This is a genomic window from Shimia sp. R9_1, from assembly GCF_017743775.1.
GTDB lineage: Bacteria > Pseudomonadota > Alphaproteobacteria > Rhodobacterales > Rhodobacteraceae > Shimia.
This window is the reverse complement of sequence record NZ_JAGHRN010000001.1, coordinates 324,693-345,459: the sequence shown is the minus strand read 5'-3', so window position 1 is coordinate 345,459 and position 20,767 is coordinate 324,693. Positions and strand designations below refer to the sequence as shown.

Here is a 20,767-nt window from a genome sequence, read left to right as displayed (position 1 = left end):
GGGCCAGATTCAACAAGGAGAGTAAGAGATGACGACAAGACGTAAGTTTCTTCAAGCCGCTGGCGCTGGCGCAGTTGCGGCACCGTTGGCGACACCGGCGATTGCGCAAAGCACCATCAAATGGCGCATGCAGACCTATGCCGGCCCCGCGCTGGCAGCACATGTGATCGATCCGGCGATTGAGATGTTCAACAAGATTGCGGGCGACCGTATGCAGATTGAACTCATCTACGCTGACCAACTTGTGCCGACAGGTGAGCTGTTCCGTGCCATGCAGCGCGGCACCATTGATGCGGTGCAGTCTGACGATGACTCCATGGCGTCGCCGACTGAGGTGACCGTGTTTGGCGGCTACTTCCCGTTTGCCTCCCGCTACAGCCTCGATGTGCCTGTGCTGTTCAATCAGTACGGCCTGAACGAGATCTGGGACGAAGAGTATTCCAAAGTGGGTGTGAAGCACATCAGCGCCGGTGCATGGGATCCTTGCCACTTTGCCACCAAAGATCCGATCAACTCCCTGGCTGATCTGAAAGGCAAGCGCATCTTCACCTTCCCAACCGCGGGCCGCTTCCTCAGCCAATTCGGCGTGGTGCCTGTGACCCTGCCTTGGGAAGACATCGAAGTGGCTGTGCAGACCGGCGAGCTTGACGGCATCGCATGGTCGGGCATCACGGAGGACTACACCGTGGGTTGGGCCGATGTGACCAACTATTTCCTGACCAACAACATTTCCGGCGCATGGGCGGGCAGCTTCTTTGCCAACCAAGACCGGTGGAATGAGCTGCCAGAAGATCTGCAGACCTTGTTCCGCGTTTGCTGTGACCAGTCTCACTACTATCGTCAGTGGTGGTATTGGGGCGGCGAGGCCAACCTGCGTGTGAACGGCACCAAGATGCAGCTGACCTCTATTCCGGATGAAGAATGGGCACAGGTGGAAACCGCAGCTGTGAAATTCTGGGATGAGATCGCAGCGGAAAGCCCAACCAAGGCAAAAGTTGTGGAGATCTTCCGCAAGTACAACGCAGACATGCAGGCGGCGGGTCGTCCGTACCGTTACGGCTAAGTCTTTCGGCATTAACATCTTTCGAAGCCCCGTCGGTTGATGGGGCTTCGGCACTCAACAAAGAAGGCGCATTTGATGTCTGGCAATCTGACCCTTGATGAGCTGCGTGGCCTGAGCGCGAGCGGCGAAATTGACACTGTTCTGGCCTGTATCGTGGATATGCAGGGTCGCTTGATGGGCAAGCGGTTTGTGGCGCAGCACTTTGTGGACAGCGCGTGGGAAGAGACCCATTGCTGCAACTACTTGCTGGCGACCGATTTGGAGATGCACACGGTGGAAGGCTATGCCGCAACCAGCTGGGCGGCAGGCTACGGCGACTATCTGATGAAGCCGGACCTGAGCACATTGCGCCGGGCGGCGTGGCTGGACGGCACTGCGCTGGTGATCTGTGACGTGATGGATCACCACGGCCACCACGACATTGCGCATTCCCCGCGTGCGATGCTGAAGAAACAGATCGCACGGCTTGCGGAGATGGGTTTTGAAGCGGTGTCGGCAACCGAACTTGAGTTCTTCATTTTTGAGCAGAGCTTTGAGGAACTGGGCAAGACGGGCTATCGCGACCTGACCCCGATCAGCGCTTATAATGAGGATTATCACATCCTTCAGACAACCAAGGAAGAAGGCGTGATGCGCGCGCTGCGCAATGGGCTTTATGCCTCGGGCATTCCTGTGGAAGGGTCCAAGGGGGAGGCGGAAACCGGGCAGGAAGAGCTCAATATCCGTTACGGCAGCGCCATGGACGCGGCCGAAAACCATACGATTTCAAAACATGCGGCCAAGGAGATTGGCTGGCAGCAGGGCCATGCGGTGTCCTTCCTGCCGAAGTGGCACCATGACAAAGTGGGCAGCGCGAGCCATGTGCACCAGTCGCTTTGGACCAAAGGCGGCGTGCCTGCGTTTTATGATGCGGACAAAGATCTGGGCATGTCCGACCTGGCGCGAAACTATCTGGGCGGCCTGCTGAAATACGCCAATGACATCACCGTTTTCCTTGCGCCTTATGTGAACAGCTACAAGCGCTTCCAGAAGGGCAGTTTCGCGCCGACCGCCAAGGTCTGGTCGGTGGACAACCGCACGGCGGCTTTCCGGTTGTGCGGCGATGGCAGCAAGGCTGTGCGCGTGGAATGCCGGGTGCCGGGGGCGGATATGAACCCCTATCTGGCCATCGCGGCGTTGCTGGCAGCAGGCATCAAGGGCATCGAAGAGAAGCTTGATCCGGGCACGCCTTTGACCGGCGATGCTTATGAGGCGGGCAACAATGTGATCCCGACAAATCTGCGTGATGCAACCGAGGCGCTGCGCGGCTCCGACATGCTGCGTGAGGCTATGGGCAGCGAAGTGGTTGACCATTATGTGCGGATGGCGGAATGGGAGCAGGAAGCCTTTGACGCGGTGGTGACCGATTGGGAAATTGCGCGCGGGTTTGAACGGGCGTAAGCCGGAAGAGGTGAGGGGCCAGCCCCTCACACTCCCCGGGATATTTGACGAATGAGAAAGCGGGGCGATGTGCCCCTTATGGATGGAGTGTTGCCATGAGCGGCATGTTGACATGTATCTCTCCGATCGATGGGTCGGTTTTTGCAGAAAGACCTATGCTGAGTGCTGATGAGGCCTTTGCTGCGGCCAAACGTGCAAAGGACGCCCAGAAAGCCTGGGCCGCGCGGCCTTTGCAGGAGCGGATTGATCTGGTGATGGCGGGTGTTGCCGCTGTGGGCGCGATGAATGATGAGATCGTGCAGGAGATTGCCAAGATGATGGGCCGCCCCGTGCGCTATGGCGGGGAGTTTGGCGGCTTTAACGAGCGCGCAAGCTATATGGCGGACATCGCGGCGGAGTCGCTTGCGGACATTCAGGTGGGCGAAGACGCGACGTTTAAGCGCTACATCAAGCGCCTGCCGCACGGCGTGGTGTTTGTGGTTGCGCCATGGAACTACCCGTACATGACCGCGATCAACACGGTGGCACCTGCGCTGATTGCGGGCAATACCGTCGTGCTGAAACACGCGACGCAAACGCTTCTTGTGGGCGAGCGCATGGCGCAGGCGTTCCACAGCGCGGGTGTGCCGGAAGATGTGTTCCAGAATGTCTTCCTGAGCCATGACGTGACCAATGATCTGATTGCAGGCAATGCGTTTGATTTTGTGAACTTCACAGGCTCTGTCGGCGGTGGTCAGGCGATGGAGCGCGCCGCTGCGGGCACATTTACGGGCGTTGGCACCGAGCTTGGTGGCAAAGATCCGGGCTATGTCATGGAAGACGCGGATCTGGATGCGGCTGTGGACACGCTGATTGACGGGGCAATGTTCAATTCCGGGCAATGCTGCTGTGGCATCGAGCGGATCTATGTGCATGAGAGCCTGTATGATGCCTTTGTGGAAAAGGCCGTGGCGGTTGTGAACGGCTACAAGCTGGGCAACCCGCTGGAGGAAGAGACCACGATTGGCCCGATGGCCAATGTGCGTTTTGCTGATGAGGTGCGTGCGCAGATTGCGGAAGCTCTTGAAGCGGGTGCCACGGCGCATATTGAAACTTTTGCCGAGGATGATGGCGGGGCTTACCTCACGCCGCAGATCCTGACCGATGTGACCCATGAGATGCGCGTGATGCGTGATGAGAGCTTCGGCCCTGTTGTGGGCATCATGAAGGTCTCCTCTGACGAAGAAGCGATTGCCTTGATGAATGACAGCGAGTTTGGTCTGACCGCAAGCCTCTGGACCAAAGACGTCGCGCGCGCAGAGCGTGTGGGCAATGAGATCGAGACCGGCACTGTGTTCATGAACCGGGCGGATTACCTCGATCCGGGCCTGTGCTGGACCGGCTGTAAAAACACTGGACGTGGTGGAGGGCTCTCGGTGATTGGCTTCCAGAACCTCACACGTCCAAAATCCTACCATCTGAAAAAGGTGACATCATGACACTTGTTGGCAACTGGTCTTACCCGACTGCAGTGAAATTTGGCGTTGGTCGCATCAAGGAGCTGGCAGATGCCTGCGCGGCAACCGGCATGAAGAAGCCGCTTCTGGTGACGGACAAAGGTCTCGCGGATCTGCCGATCACCACGGCGACACTGGATCTTTTGGAAGCTGCCGGGCTTGGGCGGGCGATGTTCTCCGAAGTTGATCCGAACCCAAACGAGAAGAACCTTGAGGCGGGTCTTGAGGTCTACCGCGCCGGGGGGCACGACGGGGTGATCGCCTTTGGTGGCGGCTCGGGCCTTGATCTGGGCAAGATGGTGGCCTTTATGTCGGGCCAGACCCGACCGGTTTGGGATTTTGAGGACATTGGCGATTGGTGGACCCGTGCCGATCCTGACGGGATTTCGCCGATCATTGCTGTTCCAACCACAGCAGGTACTGGTTCCGAAGTGGGGCGTGCCAGCGTCATCACCAATTCTGTGAGCCATGAGAAGAAAATCATCTTCCACCCCAAGGTGCTGCCAGCCATCGTGATCTGTGATCCGGAGCTCACCGTGGGCATGCCGCAGTTCATCACCGCAGGCACCGGGCTTGATGCTTTTGCCCATTGTGTGGAGGCCTATTCTAGCCCGCATTATCATCCGATGAGCCAGGGCATCGCGCTGGAAGGCATGAAGCTGGTGATCGAGAACCTGCCGCGCGCTTATGCCGATGGTAAAGATCTGGAAGCGCGCGCGCATATGATGAGCGCGGCGATGATGGGGGCGACGGCATTCCAAAAAGGTCTTGGTGCGATCCACGCCATGAGCCACCCGGTGGGCGCGATGTTTAACACGCACCACGGCACCACAAATGCGGTCTGTATGCCGGCGGTTCTTGAGCTGAATGCGCCGGAGATTGCCGAGCGATTTGATCGCTCTGCCGGCTATCTGGGCGTTGAGGGCGGCTTTGATGGGTTCCGTGCCTTTGTACAGGGCTTCAACGACAGCTTTGCCATTCCGCGCAAGCTGTCTGACCTTGGCGTGAAAGCAGATGCCATCCCTGAGCTGGTCAAAGGCGCGCTGATTGATCCGAGCTGCGGTGGCAACCCGGTGGAACTGACTGAGGCGAACCTCACAGCGCTGTTTGAGGCGACGATTTAAGCCGCTTTGCGCAGCAGATAGATATCCATAATCCAACCAATCTGGGCCCGTGCATCTGCGCGGGCCTTGATGATTTTGGCGGAGACCTCTGCCAGCGGGCCTTCGATCAGGATTTGCTGATCCATGCCCACATAGCCGCCCCACCAGATGTGCAGATCTTCGGGGTCGAGATGCTGGAAAGAGCAGCTGCCGTCCAGCATCACGGCCACCGTGGGCACACATTCGGGCCAGCCGTCCTCGCGCAGCTTGCGCCCCGTGGTGATCTGGACCGGATCTCCCAAAGTGTTGAGCGGAATGGCGTGGGCGGCGGTCAGCATCTGCAGCGAGGTGATGCCGGGCACCACATTCACAGAGAGCGGAATGCCGCGTGCAATCAGGCGATCTGCGATGCGCAGGGTGCTGTCATAAAGCGACGGATCGCCCCAGACCATCAGCGCCACATGGCCGTCAGAGGGAGCATGCGTTGCGATAAGATCCTGCCAGATCGCAGCAAGTGCATCGTGCCAGGTGTTTACCCCGTCGAGATATTTTGGCGTGTCGGCGTCGCGCACCGGATAGTCAAATTCGACGATCGTGGGCGCAGTTGTCAGAAGCTCTGCGGCAATCATGCGGCGCAGATCGGCGAGTTCGGTTTTCTCATCGCCCTTGCGGGGCAGAAGAATGACATCCGCCGCCTCCAGCGTTTTGAGCGCCTGTCGCGTGAGGTGATCCGGGTTGCCTGAGCCAATGCCAACAAGAGACAGCGTGGTCATGCGGGATCTGCCAGTTCGCCAAAGAGGATGATGCCCGGTGCAGACGAAATCTCTTCCGCGAGCTGTTTGGCGAGCTCTTCCATCGTGGTGCGGGTGAGTGTCTGTTCCGGGTGGGACACGCTTTCAGCCAGGAGCGCAGGGCAGTCGCGGCGCAGGCCCGTGGAAAAGAGCTTTTCGGCCAGTTCCGGGAAAGTGCGCTTGGGCATGAACAGCACGGTGGTCGCACCGGGATCCGCCAACGCCTGAAGGTTGAGATCGCCGGGCAGGGCGCCTGCCACATCGTGACCGGTGACAAACTGCACGCGGCGGGCGACCAAACGGCGGGTCAGCGGGATGCCTGCGGCGGCGGCGGCGGCGCTGGCAGAGGTCACGCCGGGGATGATTTCAAAATCAATGCCAGCCTCTTTGAGCGCGGTGATCTCTTCTTCCAAACGGCCAAAAATACCGCTGTCGCCGGATTTTAAGCGCACCACATGGGCGCCGGATTGGGCGTAGTCCACCAAGAGCTGGCTGACGTGGTGTTGCTTGGGCGACGGGCGGCCTGCGCGTTTGCCCACGCCAACAAGATCCGCCTCTTTGTTGGCGTGTTCCAGAATGGGGCCTGCGGAGAGGTCGTCAAATAGTACCGCTTCCGCCTTTTGCAGGCGGTCCACCGCCTTCAGGGTGAGCAATTCGGGATCACCTGGGCCGGAGCTTACGAAACTGACAAAGCCGGTCATGTTGAGGCCTCTGCAATCAGGTGGAAGAAGGTGCCGGTGGTGTTGCCCTTGATGGAGCCGGTTTCCGGCACGGGGTTGCCGTCTGCATCGCCAACTTGGGCGAGCGGGGCATCTGGTTCTTCCAGAATGGTGGAATAGTGGAATTCATGGCCGCGTAGGCGTGCGCCGGTGTCAAAGCCCAGCATGGGGGCCTGCAAAGTTGCTTGGCGGTAGCCGAGGTGGAATTTGCGTTTCTCATAAGAGGTCACAAGCCCCAGAAGGCCGGCCATTTCGTGGCGGTTGCCATCTTTGTCAATCAGGGCTTGGCCCAGTGCCATGTAGCCGCCGCATTCGCCGTGCACCGGTTTGGTTTCAGCGTGTTTGCGCAGGCCTGCAAGGTAGGTCTGATTGGCGGCCAGCGTGCCTGCGTGCAGCTCGGGATAGCCGCCGGGTAGCCAGACCAGTTCGGCGCTGGCATCAGGGGCCTCATCAGCCAAGGGCGAGAAGGGCAGGATCTCTGCACCTGCGTTGCGCCAGCCGGTCAGAAGATGGGGATAGGTGAAGCTGAAGGCAGCATCCCGTGCCAGAGCGATACGTTGTGCCGGAGGTTTGGGCAGCTGTCCGGTGCGCGCGGGGCCTGCCTTGGCCGCTGCTTTGATGGCTTCCAAGTCAACGTGCTCGCGCAGGAAGGCGGCATAGCCGGTGATGGCTTCTTCCAGATCGGGATGTTCAATTGCCTGAATGAGGCCAAGGTGGCGCTCAGGCAGGGTAAGATCGCCACGCCGTGGCAGTACGCCAAGCACGTTGATGCCTGCTTGATCCATGCCCAGCCGCGCGAGACGTTCATGACGGGGGGAGGCGCAGCGGTTGAGGATCACCCCGGCAAAGGGCAGATCCGGGTTGTAGGTTCTGAACCCCAGCGCGGTGGCGGCCGCCGATTGCGCCTGACCACCCACGTCGATCACCAGAACCACAGGCCAGCCCATCATCAGCGCGGTTTCCGCTGAGCTGCCAAAGCCGTTTTCACCACGTGTGGCCACGCCGTCAAACAGGCCCATGGAGCCTTCGGCCACAATGATGTCCGCGCCTTGCGCCTGTTCTGAGATGCCACCGGCCAGAGCAGGGGGCATGGCCCATGTGTCCAGATTGAACGCTGGACGGCGGGCAGCGGCGTGGTGGAACGCCGGGTCGATGTAGTCCGGGCCGGATTTGAAGGGCTGCACGTTTAGGCCATCTTCGGCCAGCGCGCGCAGCAGCCCCAGCATTACGGTGGTTTTGCCGGTGCCAGAGGAGGGGGCGGAAATCAGGATGCCGGGGGGCATGGTGGTGGTCATGTCAGTCGTCTCCATGCTGCCAGCTCGACCACGGGCTGTCTGCGGTCTGCGGGCGATAACGGCGGTCATATTCGGTGGCGTAAAGGCAGCTCTCGTCAAAGCCTTCGCCTGCGAGGGCGGGGCCAACAAGGATCAACGCCGTGCGGGTGATGTTTTCGGTCACATCGGCCTTCAGGGAGGCGAGCGTCGTGCGGATGATCTGCTGGTCGGGCCAGCTTGCGCGGTAGACCACGGCCACCGGGCAACCTGCGCCATAGGCGGGGGTCAGATCAGCGATCACGTGATCGAGGTTGCCGATGGACAGATGGATCGCAAGGGTCGCGCCTGTGGCTGCGAAATTCTTGAGCGTTTCGCCTTCTGGCATGGAGGAGGCGCGCCCGGGGGTGCGGGTCAGCACCACGGATTGTGCCAGACCGGGCAGGGTGAGCTCGGTTTCCAGCGCGGCGGCGGCGGCGGCAAAGCTGGGCACGCCGGGGGTGACAGAGACAGGAATGCCCTCAGCGCGCAGGCGGCGCAGCTGTTCCCCCATGGCGGACCAGACAGAGAGATCGCCAGAGTGCAGACGGGCCACATCCTGACCCTTCTCATGGGCTGCTTTGCATTCGGCCACAATGGCATCCAGATCCAACGGCGCAGTGTTGATGATGCGCGCATCCTCGGGGCAGTGGGACAGGATTTCATCCGGCACAAGAGAGCCCGCATAGAGGCAAACCGGGCAAGAGGCGATCAGATCGCGACCCCGTAAGGTCAAGAGATCGGCCGCACCGGGGCCTGCACCGATAAAGTGAACGGTCATGAGGAGCTTCCTTCAGCAATGGCGCATGTGGCCATACGGTCTTCTGAGATGACGCGGGTTTGCAGCAATTTCGCGGATGCGCCAGCGGCCACCAACGCGCAGGCTTCTGCAACGGAGCCGGTGCCGCGTTTTTCGCGCACTTTTGTAGAATTGGTCACAGTGGTGGCCGCGTGCATATCCTGTGGGTCCACAGAGATCACGGGCAGAGAGAGGGCATCGGCAAAGGCCGCAAACACCTGCGTTTGCGCTTTGTCGTCCGGTGCGGCAATCGCCGACACACCTGCAGGCTGCGCGGCCAACCAGGCGGCCTGCAGGCTCTCAAGCGTGGCGGATTGTCGGAAGCCAAAACCGGCAACTCTCATTTTGTGACGCTCCATTGCACAATGGGATAGGCGGATTTCCAGCCGCGTTTTCGGCCCAAGGGGTTGGCATGTGCAAGCTCGATGCGCAAGAGGTCGCCGCCGTTTTGTGCCTGCCAATTGGCCAAAAGCACCTCGGCCTCCAGCGTTACGGCGTTGGCGACCAAACGCGCGCCTTCGGGCATTTGCTGCCAGACCGTTTGTAGCATTTCTTCGCTGATACCACCGCCAATGAAAATGGCATCCGGGGCATCCAGACCGGCCAGGGCCTCCGGTGCGGCGCCGGTCACGACCTTCAAGCGATCGGCTCCGAGGGAGGCAGCATTGGCTTTGATACGTTCGGCGCGGTCCGCGTTGATCTCCACACTGGTGGCGCGGGTGCGCGGGTGGGCCAACAGCCATTCGATCGCGATGGAGCCGGAGCCGCCGCCGATGTCCCAGAGATGTTCACCGGGCAGAGGGGCCAAGGCCGAAAGGGTCAGGGCGCGCACCGGGCGTTTGGTGATCTGACCGTCATTTTCAAAGAATGTATCCGCGCGGCCTGAGGCTGTGGTGAGAGCGGGGCCGCCCTGTGCCTCAATCGCGACGGACACGGGATGCGTGATGTCAGTGAAGGCCAGCTCCTGGGCGGCGGATTGGCGGATACGTTGGCGGGGGCCGCCGAGGGCTTCGAGTACGTGCAAAGTGCTTGCGCCAAAGCCGATGCCCGTGAGCCAAGCGGCAAAATCGGAAGCGGCGTCACCGTCGCGCAGGGTCACGATGGCGCGGGCGCCATTGGCCAGATGCGGGCGCAGGCGTGCAAAAGGTGCGGCATGCAAGCCCATGGTGATAGTGCTTTCCAGCGGCCAGCCAAGCGTGGCAGCGGCCAGTGACATGGTGGAGGGGGCGGGCAGGCTGCGCCATTCGCCGGGCTCCAGATGTTTGGTGAGGCTGCCGCCCGCGCCGTGCCAAAACGGATCGCCGGAGGCGAGCACAACGGTTTGACGGCCGCGGTTTTTCAGCAAGAGTGTGAGGCCATCCGCGTAAGGCACAGGCCATGTCACGGTCTCAGCGGTGATCTGTGGCAACAAAGACAGGTGGCGCGCCGCGCCCATGACAACTTCGGCATTTTCAAGCGCTTTGCGGCTTGCATGGGGAAGGCCATCTGGGCCATCTTCGCCAAGCCCGACGATGGTGAGCCAAGGATCAACTGACATGACAACCAAACTCCTTATTCTTGGCGGCACAACCGAGGCCAGTGCTTTGGCTCAAGCCGTGGCGCGCGCCGGTTTTGACGCGGTTTTCTCTTATGCGGGGCGTGTCGCCAAGCCCAAAGAGCAACCTTTGCCCACGCGGGTGGGGGGATTTGGCGGTGTTGACGGGCTGGCCACTTATCTGCGGGACAATAGCATCACCCATGTGATTGATGCGACACATCCTTTTGCCGCGCAGATGAGCTGGAATGCTTATCATGCCTGTGCGCAGGAAGGCGTGGCGCTGATCGCTCTGACCCGTCCGGCCTGGCAGGCGCAGGCGGGGGATGACTGGCACCATGTGGCGGATATTGAGGGGGCTGTGGCGGCGCTTGATGGGGCGGAAAAGCGGGTGTTGCTGGCGCTGGGCAAGCTCAATCTGCCTGCCTTTGCCACCCAGCCGCAGCATCATTATATCCTGCGCCTTGTGGATCAGCCGGAGACACCACCCGCCGTGCCACATCACACCGTGATTGTGGCGCGGGGGCCGTTTGATGTGCCCGGGGACCGCGCGCTTATGGAGCAGCATGGCGTCGAGGTGGTGGTTTGCAAAAACGCGGGGGGCATTGGCGCGGAGGCCAAGCTGCACGCGGCAAGGGTGTTGAATATTCCGGTGATCATGATTGACCGGCCTGAACTGCCGCCGAGGCCGGCGGTTGCCGCTTCCGAGGAGGTTTTGGCTTGGGTCAATAACTGAAGTTTGGCCCGGTGTAGACGGGCCGCGCCCGACCCTACCTACGGGAGAGCGCTTTGCTTCCTCCCAGGATCGGTCGCGGCCCTTTTGGCGAGGGGCCATGGCCGGCATTTAGCCAGCCACCGAGCGGGGCGTGTAGACAATCGGCGCGCCGTCGCGCGTGATGATGCGGGTCTGGCTGGAGCCAAGCAGCACCACCGTGCGCATGTCTGCCATATCCGGCGTGGTGTCCTGAAGTGGCACGATCTTGATGGTCTGATCCGGGCGCGACACATTGCGGGCAAAGATCATCGGGCGATTGTCACCACAGGCGTCTTTTAGGGTTTTAAGTGCCTTTTCAAAGCCTTCCGGGCGGGACTTGGAGCGCGGATTGTAGAAAGCCATGGCAAAATCCGCCTCTGCCGCCAGACGCAGGCGTTTGTCGATCAGCTCCCACGGCTTGAGGTTGTCGCTGAGGTTGATGGCGCAGAAGTCATGGCCAAGCGGCGCGCCACAAGCCGCAGAAGCGGCCAGCATTGCGGTGATGCCGGGCAGCACGCGGATGTCGAGATCGCGCCATGCGGCCTCGCCATGTTCCACCGCCTCAAACACCGCTGCGGCCATGGCAAACACACCGGGATCGCCGGAGGAGACCACAACCACACGTTTGCCCTCAGAGGCCATCTCCAGCGCATGGCGGGAGCGGTCGATTTCGACGCGGTTGTCTGACGGGTGCAGGGTCAGGTTCGGGTTGGCCGCCACACGCTCCACATAGGGGATATAGCCCACTGCGTCGGTGGCCTGGGCCAGCGCGGCCTGCACCTGTGGGGTCACCAGCGCTTCATCACCGGGGCCGATGCCGACGATCTGGACCCAGCCTTGTTCTGACGTGCTCATGGGCGGCGCCCCTGACCGTGTACAACGATGATGGAGAAATAGGGCGTCACGTCGTCTGTCATTTCAGAGAGTTTTGTCACCGTCTGTTTGGGCATGGTGGCGTATTGCACGATCCAGGCATCCTCATAGCGGCCTGCGGATTTGAGCGCGGCGATGACCTTCTCAAAATTGGTGCCGATTTTCATTACCACCAGCGAGTCTGTGCGAGAGATATAGTCGGTCAGCGTGTCTTGCGGCAGGGTGCCGGTGAGCACGGTTAATACGTCGTCACCCCATGTGATCGGGGCACCTGTGGCTGTCCATGCGCCGGACATGCCGGTGATGGCGGGGACGACTTTTACGGGCACGACTTTGCGCACACGCTCATAGATGTGCATGAAGGATCCGTAAAAGAACGGGTCGCCCTCACAAAGCACAACAACATCGTCGCCCGCCTGCGCAAGCCGGATCAGATGCTGGGTCACATCCTCGTAAAACTGCGACAGGATTTCATTGTAGCGCGGATCAGACAGTGGGATTTCGGTGGTGACCGGATATTCCATTGGAAATTCGATCACGCCCTCGGGCAGCAGCCCCTCGACAATCTGGCGGGCTTGTCCTTTGCGGCCAGCCTTGCGGAAGAAAGCAACATGTTTGGCACCGGTCAGAAGACGGTGCGCGCGTACGCTCATGAGGTCGGGATCGCCGGGGCCGAGGCCAACGCCGTGGATGGTACCCGTCTGTGTCATTCTTTGCGGCTCGCGATGGCATTGACCGCTGCCACGGTCATGGCGGAGCCGCCAAGGCGGCCTTCGACAATCATGCAGGGCACAGGTTGATCCGCCCAAAGCGCGTCTTTGCTTTCCATCGCGCCGACAAAGCCCACGGGGCAGCCGATGATGGCAGCGGGGCGGGGGCAGTCTGGATCTTCGAGCATGTTCAACAGATGAAACAGCGCGGTGGGGGCGTTGCCGATGGCCACAATGGCCCCACCCAGACGATCACGCCAATGTTCCAGCGCGGCCGCAGAGCGGGTGTTGCCCATCTCTTTGGCCAGATCATGGATGCCCTCGGCGTGCAGGGTGCAGATCACATCATTGTCCGCAGGCAGGCGCGGGCGGGTCACACCTTCGCTGACCATGCGCGCATCACAGAAGATCGGCGCGCCGTCTTCCATGGCTTTGCGGGCCGCAGCCACCATGCCGGGGGTGAATTTCACATGCTGTTCCAGACCAACCATGCCAGCGGCGTGGATCATGCGCACAACAACCTGTTCTTCGTCTGCGTCAAAGCCGTCTAGCGCTGCCTCGCGGCGAATGGTGGCAAAGCTTTCATCATAGATCGCCTGACCATTCTTTTCATATTCGTAAGGCATCAAAATTCTCCCAAGGCGGTGGTCAGCTGGTCCGGCGTGAGGCCGGTTTTTGTGGGCGCATCCCATGGACGGCCGTTTTTGACAAGATCAAATGCGCCGTTGTTGCCCACAAGCGTGGTGGCGCAGGGGCGCGGGCGGGCGCAGCCTTTGGCGCAGCCGGAGACATGCAGTGCGCCGCGCGCCGTGGCGGCCAAGGCGCGGGCAAGCGGGCGGGTCTCAACGGTGGAGGAGGTGCACAATGGCGCGCCGGGGCAGGCATCAATGCTCAGCAGAGGATCACTGAATTCGGTGATGAAATCGGCGGTTTCAACCGGTTCCACCCCTTCGAGCAGGAAAAGCCGCCAAGGGGTCACGCGCATCGCATCCGCCTGTGTTGCCTGCACCAATGCGGCCAGCGCGGAGGCTTCGATCTGGCCAAAGGCTGCGCCAAAGACGGTGCCAAGGGTGGTTGCGCCGGGGCGCAGAGATTGTGCAGGGGCGGTGGGCAAGGCGGCTTGCCAGTTGGCGGGCAGGGCGGTCATGGCCACATGCGCGGCCATGCGGCGGCGGCTTGGGCCATCGGTTTTGACAAACCACTGCGCCATGTCAATCAGCGCGTCCACTGCGGTGGCGGCGGTGACCGGACGTCCACGGGACGCGCCGTCTGCGCGCAGGATCAAAGTGCCCTCAGAGGTGCGCTCCAGACGGAAATCTGCTGAGTTCTGCGTAAACTGTGGTGCGCCGTCGATGTCGATGGCAAAGCCCATTTTGGCGGGCAGCTCGGGGAAATCGCCCAGACGTGCCACCAGCGCGTTTGCGATCTGATCGGTTTCGTCTCCGGCCTGCCAGAGCGGCGGGATCAGGATGTTGCGGCGGCTTTCCAGCTGGGGATCATCGGGCAGCAGGCCGAGATCTGCAAGACGCGCCAGAACGGCCTCGTGATCGGCTTCTGCCACGCCACGGATTTGCAGGTTGGCACGGCTGGTGAGATCAATCAGGCCGGAGCCAAACTCAAGTGCGGTGGCGCAAAGCCCGAACACCTGCGCCTGTGTGAGCCGCGCGAGCATCGGGCGCACGCGCACCACCAGACCGTCACCGGACATCATAGGCTTGTAGGCGCCGGGGCACCAGCCTTTGGCGCTGGGGCGGGTCATGCCAGACGTTCCAGCTCTGCGAGAATGGAGTTGCGGCGGGTGATCCAAAGACCGGCCTCATGCAGCGCGGCAAAGCGATCACGCATCGCGGCCAGCGCCTGTGGATTTTCTTTCTCTAGGAAGCTGACCACTTCCGCGTCGCCCAAAGTGGCGTCGTGGTAGGCATCAAACAGCTGTGGCGGCACCGCGCCTGCGAGGTTGGCAAAAGCGGCCATATGCTCCAGCGTGGCGGCGATTTCAGCCCCGCCCCGGAAGCTGTGGCGCATCATGCCAGCCAGCCACTCCGGGTTGGTGGCGCGGGCATGCACCACGCGTGCGATTTCCTCGGTGAGGCTGCGGGCGCGGGGATTTTCCGGGTTGGTGTTGTCCACATGATAGAGATTGGCGTTGCCGCCGGTGATCTTTTGCGCGGCGGCAAAGCCCGCCTCGTGGGTGGCATAATCGGACGCCAGCAGGAGGTCGGTTTCCGGCATGTCCTGCAAATGCACAAAGCTGTCAGCGGCGCCCACCAGCGCGCGAATGCCATCCGCGTCTTTGGTGATCTTATCGCCGTCAAAGGCATAAGAGGAGGCGTTGAGCCAGGCCTCGCCAGCAGCTTTGCGGCCTTCTTCCGAGTAGTTTTCGATGTCGTGGCCCATGCCAAGGCCGTAGCTGCCGGGCGCGGGGCCGTAGACCCTTGGCGCGGTGATGCGGCCCGCGAAGGGATTCCAATCGGCGGCTTCGTCGCGTTCTGCCAGAGCTTTGACCGCCTGACCAAAGAGGGTGCTCAGCGTTGGGAAGACATCGCGGAACAGGCCGGAGACACGCAGGGTGACGTCAATGCGGGGGCGGTCCAGCAGCGCGATGGGCAGGATTTCAACGCCGGAGACGCGCTCGCTGCCTTCGTCCCAAACAGGTTTTGCGCCCAAAAGGTGCAGCGCCATGGCAAATTCTTCGCCTGCGGTGCGCATGGTGGCGCTGCCCCAGAGATCGACGATCAGGTTTTTGGGATAGTCGCCATCTTCCTGAAGGTGGCGGCGCACCAGCTCCTCGGCCAGTTTCACGCCTTGGGCGTAGGCGGAGCGTGAGGGCACGGAACGCGGATCGGTGGTGAAAAGATTGCGGCCTGTGGGCAGCACGTCTTTGCGCCCTCGATACGGCGATCCGGAGGGGCCTGCCTCGATGCGTTTGCCAGCCAGCGCGCGGGTCAGGGATGCGCGTTCGGCATCAGCCGAGGCGCTGGCGTCAAACGCGCCTGCGATGGTGGGGGCGCGGCCAAACACATGCAGGCCGTCGCCAAATTGGCTTTCCTTGATGTCGCAGACAAAGGTGTCGATGCGGGTGATCGCCTCTGCCAGAGAGGTGGCGTCATCCAGCCCAAGTTCTGATTGCAAACCAAGCGCTTCGGCTTCGTCTTTGATGTCCGATTGCAGCCGGTCCCGCCGTTTGGGATCAAGGCCGTCAGCGTTGGAGAACTCGTCCAGCAGGGTTTCAAGCCGCGCAAACCGCTGTGGTGTGGCGCTGGCTTTCAGCGGGGGCGGCACGTGGCCAAGGGTGAGCGCGTTGATGCGACGCTTGGCCTGCGCCGCCTCGCCGGGGTCGTTCACGATAAACGGGTAGATCACTGGCACGTCGCCAATAAGCGCCTCGGGCCAGCAGGCCTCGGAGAGGGCCACGGATTTGCCGGGCAGCCATTCCAGTGTGCCATGGGCGCCGATGTGCAACAGCGCATCGGTGGCCTGAGTTTGACGGAGCCAGAGGTAGAAGGCCACGTAGGAATGGCGCGGAACGCGGGAGAGATCGTGGTATTCGTCTTCGCGGATCAGATCGGTGCCGCGTTCCGGCTGTAGCGCGATCAGGATATTGCCGCGTTTTGTAGCCTTGAAGGTGAACGCACCATCCGCAACGGTTGGATCATCCTCCGGTGCGCCCCAAGCCTCTGCGAGATCTGCCTGCAGCGTTTCTGGCAGGGAGGTCAGTGCAGTTTTGTAATCGGCCAGCGACCAAGAGATCGTTTCGCCGAGCAGTGCGTCTGCAAGAGGCGCTGCCTCGCCGTTTCCGGTGTCAAAGCCGTCATCGGCAAAATCAGACAGGATCGCCTCAACACTGGCAAGCGGGTCGAGCCCGACGGCGTGCGCCATGTTCCAGTCTTTGCCCGGATAGGTCGACAGCACACAGGCCAGGTGTTTGTCTGCATTGGATTTCTGTGCCAGCCGCACCCAACTTTCGACCTTATCCGCGATAGCGGTGATGCGGTCAGGCAACGGGCGGTGGGCAAAGCGGGAATATTCCAGCGCTGCGTCTTTTTTACCGGGCTCTTTGAAGGAGCTCACACCGGCAAAGAGGCGTCCGTCGACCTCTGGCAACACAACGTGCATGGCGAGATCGGAGGGGGCGAGGCCGCGTTCTGCCTCGGCCCAGGCTTTCTTGCGGGAGGTGGCCAGCGCCACCTGAAAGACTGGTGCCTCGGTGGCGTCCAGAGGCGAGGTGCCATCCGCGCCTTTGCCAGAAAAAGAGGTGGCGTTCACAATCGCGGCGGGTTTGAGATCGCGCAGGGTGTCGGCCAGCCAAGCGGCGGAGGCGGGCACCTTGAGGGAGGGGGCAAACAGGCCCACAACATCAAAGCCACGTCCGCGGAATTCTGCAAAAAGCGCTTCAATCGGCGCGGTGTCAGCGGCGCTGACGTAGGCGCGATAGAAGGTCAGGGCAATCAGCGGCTTTGTAGCGTCGCGCCCGGTGAGCGGGTCAGACAGGCCGGTCTCAGGCGTCCATCCGCCGTGATCCGGCAGCGCTTTGGAGCCCATGACCGGCTTTGCATAGAGCCCCGCGGCCAGTGCCAACTGCGCGAGCGCAGCTTGGGCGGCCACAGCGCCGCCGGTGTCACAGAGATGAGTCAGGCGGTGCAGGGTGGACACCGGCAGGGTAGAGACCTCATCTAGCCGTGCATCCGGCCGCCCATCAGCGGGCAGCACGGCAAGGGCGATGCCTTTTTCCGCAGCCAATGCCTGCACCTGCTGGATACCATATTGCCAGTAGGAAATGCCGCCAATCAGACGGATCAGGATGGCTTTGGCTCCAGACAGCGTCTGTTCGATGTAGGTGTCGACTGACAGCGGGTGTTTCAACGCTGTCAGATTGGCAAGGCGCAGCGTGGGCAGAGCGCCGTTGCTGCGATGCCAGCCTGCCGCGAAAGCCCCCAGATCGCTGTCAGAAAACGACAGCACCACAAGGTCAGCTGGTGACTGACCCAGATCCATTGGGGTTTCGGCCTCATCAAGACCGTGGCTTTCGCGAAAGACTACATGCATGGGCGTTTAGTCTACCAGAGCGGCGCGGATCGCATCCACATTTACGTCATCATGTTCCGCAATCACGACCATGCGGCCCTGACGGCCTTCCTCGGGCTTCCATGGGCGGTCAAACTGATGGCGCACGCGCGCGCCCACAGCCTGCACCAGCAGACGCATGGGTTTGCCTTCAACCGCGGCGTAGCCTTTGACGCGCAGGATGTTGAGATCTTTGGCCATTTTCTCGATCTTGGCAGCAAAAGCTGCGGGATCGGTTTGCTCTGGCACGTCAACAACAATGCTGTTGAACGCCTCATGGTTGTGATCGTGATGGTGGTCATGATGATGATCGTCATCGTGATGATGATCGTTACCATCATGAGCGTGGTGGTGATCTTCGTGGTGGGAGGGACGGGCCTCCAGATCGTCTTCTGCGGCGGCTTCCAGGCCAAGGATCACACGCGGGTCCACATCGCCTTCTGCCACTTCAACCACGGGCAGTGCGCGGGGTGCTTTTGACAGGACGATCTCTTTGGCTTTGGCGACACCTTCCGGGCCAGCCAGGTCAGGCTTTGTCAGCAGCACGATGTCGGCGCAGTTGATCTGATCCAAAAAGACCTCAGACAGAGGGGTTTCGTGATCCAAGCCTTCATCTGCTTCGCGCTGCGCATCCACGGCGGCCACATCGGTGGCAAAGCGGCCATCGGCCACAGCCTCTGCATCCGCCAGCGCGATCACACCATCGACAGTGATCTTGGAGCGGATGTCGGGCCAGTCAAACGCCTTCAACAGCGGCTTTGGCAGGGCCAGGCCGGAGGTTTCAATCAGAATGTGCTCTGGGCGCGGCTCAAGCTGCATAAGGGCTTCGATGGTGGGAATGAAATCATCCGCCACGGTGCAGCAGATGCAGCCGTTGGCCAGCTCCATGATGTTTTCGGCCGGGCAATCCGGGATGGCGCAGGATTTCAGGATCTCGCCGTCCACCCCCACATCGCCAAATTCATTGACGATCACCGCAAGGCGTTTGCCCTGTGGTTTGGTCATCAGGTTGCGCACCAGTGTCGTTTTGCCGGATCCCAGAAAGCCGGTGATGACGGTGACGGGGAGTTTCTCAAGAGTGCTCATTCGGGGATCTCCAGTGGGGGAATGCGGGCGATGCAGTTTTTGCGGAAATGGGTGGAGCGTTCGCGCCATGGAACCAGCCCGTCAGCGGTGGCGGCATATTTGCTCACGCCGTCCGCAACCAGTTCCGCGTCTTCTGCACCGGTGAAATTGCCATAGACATAGGTCCAGCGCTCATCGCCGCCACGCACGGTGATCGAGCAGCCAAAATCGCAGTTGGAAAAGCACTCAACACCTTTCACGGTCACGTTTTCCGGCAGGTCTGAGGCGGTGAGCGCATCAAACAATTGCGTGCCGGGGCGCGGCCCTTCGACGTCGGTTGGCTGGCCGGCACGGCAAGTGGTGCAGACAAGCAATTCGACTGGAGCATTTGCATCAGCCATCAGATCTGGTCCCTTTTCAGGGACGGGGCAAACACGGGACATCTATGGAGAGCCCGACACCGAAACACCCCGTCCGGTTTATGTCATTTGCGCTGGCAGGTCTCCCGGCTTGCGGATCTCAGAGCTTTGGCTCTGGTGGTCCTCCTGCCTTCCCGGATCTCTCCAGTGGCTGTGGCGGACCTCTCCGGTCACGGTCGCGGGGGCGGCTGCGCTTTGGGCCTTGACGTTGGACCCGTTTCACATTCCCTTTTCACCTGCTCAAATCGAGCAGAAACCAGCGACAACCCGAATGGGCAATGATTGCGGCTAAGTCAAGCGCGAACGGAGGGGCAGGAATGTCTGAAAACACGGATCAGAACGAACGCCACAAGGCCAAGATGGCCAAAATCAAAGCGGCGCGAGACAGGATGATGGCCACAAAGACCGAAGAAAAAGGTCTGATCATCGTGCACACCGGGCCGGGCAAAGGCAAAAGCTCCTCCGGATTTGGCATGATTATGCGCTGCATTGCACATGGCATGCCGGTGGCTGTGGTGCAGTTCATCAAAGGCGCGATGGCCACGGGGGAGCGGGCCTTTCTGGAAGAGCATTTCCCAGAAGAAGTGCAATTTCATGTGTCAGGGGAAGGGTTTACCTGGGAGACGCAGGACCGAGAGCGTGACATTGCCAAAGCAGAGGCTGGCTGGGAGCTGGCCAAGGAGCTGATCCGCAACCCGGAGAACCGCTTTGTGATGCTCGATGAAATCAACATCGCGCTGCGCAATGACTACCTCGATATCGACGATGTGGTCGATTTTCTGCTGAGCGAAAAGCCTGAGATGACTCACGTTCTTTTGACCGGCCGCAATGCCAAGCCGGAGCTGATTGAGGCCGCTGATCTGGTGACAGAGATGACTCTGCTGAAACATCCGTTCCGCGATGGCATCAAGGCGCAGGCGGGGGTGGAATTCTGATGGCGATCAAACGTCTGCTCACCGAATTTGGCATGGGCTCTTCGCTTAGACGTCAGGACTACACCGAGGCGGCGAGCCGCGCTGTGAAAGACGCGCTGTGGCACAATTCGATCAATCTGGCGGAGCTTTTCGGCAAAGACAAATCAGAGATGATCATCACCGTTGAGGTGGCAGTGCAGCAGCCAGACAAGATTGACACAGCAGTGATCGCGGCGATCTTCCCTTATGGGCAGGTCACGGTTGTGCCGATCAAAGGCGGGCTGGACGTGCCACGCACGGATGGTGGCAACCCGACGGTGATGGCCAATGTGGCGATCTCGGTGGCGTTGGACGTGGAGGTCGCGGCATGAGCGAGCAGCGTTTCATCATCGAAATGGGCATGGGCAACGATCAATACGGGCAGGACTATACCAAGGCCGCTGCCCGTGCGATTGAAGACGCGATCCGGCATTCTGCCATCCCGATGTTTGCCGCTTTAGGTAAAGATCCCAAAGAGATGCGGGTGCAAGTAACCGTGGGGGTGCAGGAGCCCGAGAAGGTCGATTGTGACGCTTTGGCAGAACGTTTGCCGCGAGGCCGTGCCGAAGTGAAAGCGGTCTTTGGCGGGATGAATGTGACCAATCCTGATGACGGAAACGTGCTGGTCATCGCCTCAGCGGCGGTGGAGGCCTTCCTCCCAAAACAGGGCTGAG

At 61.0% G+C, this 20,767-nt stretch carries 21 protein-coding genes and 1 riboswitch; of the genes, 8 read left to right on the top strand and 13 right to left on the bottom strand.

What is annotated here, in order from left to right:
- The first annotated feature begins 28 nt into the window (after positions 1 to 28).
- From J7399_RS01710 to J7399_RS01695, 4 genes are all read left to right on the top strand, one after another.
- Positions 29 to 1,063 (top strand): TRAP transporter substrate-binding protein, encoded by a 1,035-nt coding sequence (locus J7399_RS01710; RefSeq protein WP_209083782.1) that lies wholly within the window; start codon positions 29 to 31, stop codon positions 1,061 to 1,063.
- Between the two features lie 75 nt (positions 1,064 to 1,138).
- Positions 1,139 to 2,503: a glutamine synthetase family protein gene (locus J7399_RS01705; protein WP_209078009.1), complete on the top strand. Its 1,365-nt coding sequence runs from the start codon at positions 1,139 to 1,141 to the stop codon at positions 2,501 to 2,503.
- 95 nt (positions 2,504 to 2,598) lie between these two features.
- Positions 2,599 to 3,981 carry an aldehyde dehydrogenase family protein gene (locus J7399_RS01700; protein ID WP_209083780.1) on the top strand — a complete coding sequence of 461 codons (1,383 nt, stop codon included), beginning with the start codon at positions 2,599 to 2,601 and terminating at the stop codon, positions 3,979 to 3,981.
- Positions 3,978 to 5,123 carry an iron-containing alcohol dehydrogenase gene (locus tag J7399_RS01695; RefSeq protein ID WP_209083779.1) on the top strand — a complete coding sequence of 382 codons (1,146 nt, stop codon included), beginning with the start codon at positions 3,978 to 3,980 and terminating at the stop codon, positions 5,121 to 5,123. Before J7399_RS01700 ends, J7399_RS01695 begins: the two co-directional genes overlap by 4 nt.
- Here the strand turns inward: J7399_RS01695 and cobF are convergent.
- From cobF to cbiE, 6 genes are read right to left on the bottom strand one after another with little or no spacing between them, the layout of a single operon-like run.
- On the bottom strand, positions 5,120 to 5,875 hold the full coding sequence (gene cobF / locus J7399_RS01690) for a precorrin-6A synthase (deacetylating) (RefSeq protein WP_209083778.1): 756 nt from the start codon (positions 5,873 to 5,875) through the stop codon (positions 5,120 to 5,122). The genes J7399_RS01695 and cobF overlap by 4 nt on opposite strands.
- A complete protein-coding gene (gene cobA, locus J7399_RS01685) occupies positions 5,872 to 6,594 on the bottom strand; it encodes a uroporphyrinogen-III C-methyltransferase (RefSeq protein ID WP_209083777.1) in 723 nt (240 codons plus the stop codon). The genes cobF and cobA overlap by 4 nt, the downstream gene beginning before the upstream one ends.
- Positions 6,591 to 7,907 carry a cobyrinate a,c-diamide synthase gene (locus J7399_RS01680; RefSeq protein WP_209083776.1) on the bottom strand — a complete coding sequence of 439 codons (1,317 nt, stop codon included), beginning with the start codon at positions 7,905 to 7,907 and terminating at the stop codon, positions 6,591 to 6,593. Before J7399_RS01680 ends, cobA begins: the two co-directional genes overlap by 4 nt.
- Before the next feature lies 1 nt (position 7,908).
- A complete protein-coding gene (gene cobM, locus J7399_RS01675) occupies positions 7,909 to 8,703 on the bottom strand; it encodes a precorrin-4 C(11)-methyltransferase (protein ID WP_209083775.1) in 795 nt (264 codons plus the stop codon).
- Positions 8,700 to 9,065, bottom strand: coding sequence for a cobalamin biosynthesis protein (locus J7399_RS01670; protein ID WP_209083774.1), 366 nt, complete (start codon positions 9,063 to 9,065; stop codon positions 8,700 to 8,702). The genes cobM and J7399_RS01670 overlap by 4 nt, the downstream gene beginning before the upstream one ends.
- Positions 9,062 to 10,258, bottom strand: coding sequence for a precorrin-6y C5,15-methyltransferase (decarboxylating) subunit CbiE (cbiE, locus tag J7399_RS01665; protein ID WP_209083773.1), 1,197 nt, complete (start codon positions 10,256 to 10,258; stop codon positions 9,062 to 9,064). The genes J7399_RS01670 and cbiE overlap by 4 nt, the downstream gene beginning before the upstream one ends.
- On the opposite strand from cbiE, the gene J7399_RS01660 reads away from it, so the two are divergent.
- Complete coding sequence (locus tag J7399_RS01660; protein WP_209083771.1) at positions 10,257 to 10,991, top strand: cobalt-precorrin-6A reductase; 735 nt, start codon at positions 10,257 to 10,259, stop codon at positions 10,989 to 10,991. The two genes, cbiE and J7399_RS01660, sit on opposite strands and share 2 nt — an antisense overlap.
- A 108-nt stretch (positions 10,992 to 11,099) precedes the next feature.
- Here J7399_RS01660 and cobJ read toward each other — a convergent pair whose 3' ends face one another.
- From cobJ to J7399_RS01625, 7 genes are read right to left on the bottom strand one after another with little or no spacing between them, the layout of a single operon-like run.
- The gene (gene cobJ / locus J7399_RS01655; protein ID WP_209083769.1) at positions 11,100 to 11,864 is read right to left on the bottom strand and encodes a precorrin-3B C(17)-methyltransferase; all 765 of its coding nucleotides are present in this window, start codon (positions 11,862 to 11,864) and stop codon (positions 11,100 to 11,102) included.
- Positions 11,861 to 12,592: a precorrin-2 C(20)-methyltransferase gene (gene cobI, locus J7399_RS01650; RefSeq protein WP_209083767.1), complete on the bottom strand. Its 732-nt coding sequence runs from the start codon at positions 12,590 to 12,592 to the stop codon at positions 11,861 to 11,863. Before cobI ends, cobJ begins: the two co-directional genes overlap by 4 nt.
- Positions 12,589 to 13,218 (bottom strand): precorrin-8X methylmutase, encoded by a 630-nt coding sequence (locus J7399_RS01645; RefSeq protein ID WP_209083765.1) that lies wholly within the window; start codon positions 13,216 to 13,218, stop codon positions 12,589 to 12,591. Before J7399_RS01645 ends, cobI begins: the two co-directional genes overlap by 4 nt.
- On the bottom strand, positions 13,218 to 14,351 hold the full coding sequence (locus J7399_RS01640; protein WP_247742693.1) for a cobalamin biosynthesis protein CobG: 1,134 nt from the start codon (positions 14,349 to 14,351) through the stop codon (positions 13,218 to 13,220). Before J7399_RS01640 ends, J7399_RS01645 begins: the two co-directional genes overlap by 1 nt.
- Positions 14,348 to 17,638 carry a cobaltochelatase subunit CobN gene (gene cobN, locus J7399_RS01635; RefSeq protein WP_209083763.1) on the bottom strand — a complete coding sequence of 1,097 codons (3,291 nt, stop codon included), beginning with the start codon at positions 17,636 to 17,638 and terminating at the stop codon, positions 14,348 to 14,350. The genes J7399_RS01640 and cobN overlap by 4 nt, the downstream gene beginning before the upstream one ends.
- A gap of 6 nt (positions 17,639 to 17,644) precedes the next feature.
- Entirely contained in the window at positions 17,645 to 18,742 is a 1,098-nt protein-coding gene (gene cobW / locus J7399_RS01630) for a cobalamin biosynthesis protein CobW (protein ID WP_209083762.1), read from the bottom strand.
- Positions 18,739 to 19,122 (bottom strand): DUF1636 domain-containing protein, encoded by a 384-nt coding sequence (locus tag J7399_RS01625; RefSeq protein WP_209060876.1) that lies wholly within the window; start codon positions 19,120 to 19,122, stop codon positions 18,739 to 18,741. Before J7399_RS01625 ends, cobW begins: the two co-directional genes overlap by 4 nt.
- Before the next feature lie 76 nt (positions 19,123 to 19,198).
- Positions 19,199 to 19,416: riboswitch (cobalamin riboswitch) on the bottom strand.
- A gap of 41 nt (positions 19,417 to 19,457) precedes the next feature.
- On the opposite strand from J7399_RS01625, the gene cobO reads away from it, so the two are divergent.
- Genes cobO through J7399_RS01610 form a run of 3 tightly spaced genes read left to right on the top strand, consistent with a single transcriptional unit; the run spans position 19,458 to position 20,766 of the window.
- Complete coding sequence (gene cobO, locus J7399_RS01620; protein WP_209083760.1) at positions 19,458 to 20,075, top strand: cob(I)yrinic acid a,c-diamide adenosyltransferase; 618 nt, start codon at positions 19,458 to 19,460, stop codon at positions 20,073 to 20,075.
- On the top strand, positions 20,075 to 20,425 hold the full coding sequence (locus J7399_RS01615; protein ID WP_209083758.1) for a Lin0512 family protein: 351 nt from the start codon (positions 20,075 to 20,077) through the stop codon (positions 20,423 to 20,425). The genes cobO and J7399_RS01615 overlap by 1 nt, the downstream gene beginning before the upstream one ends.
- Positions 20,422 to 20,766 (top strand): Lin0512 family protein, encoded by a 345-nt coding sequence (locus tag J7399_RS01610; protein WP_209060871.1) that lies wholly within the window; start codon positions 20,422 to 20,424, stop codon positions 20,764 to 20,766. Before J7399_RS01615 ends, J7399_RS01610 begins: the two co-directional genes overlap by 4 nt.
- Position 20,767: the final 1 nt, after the last annotated feature.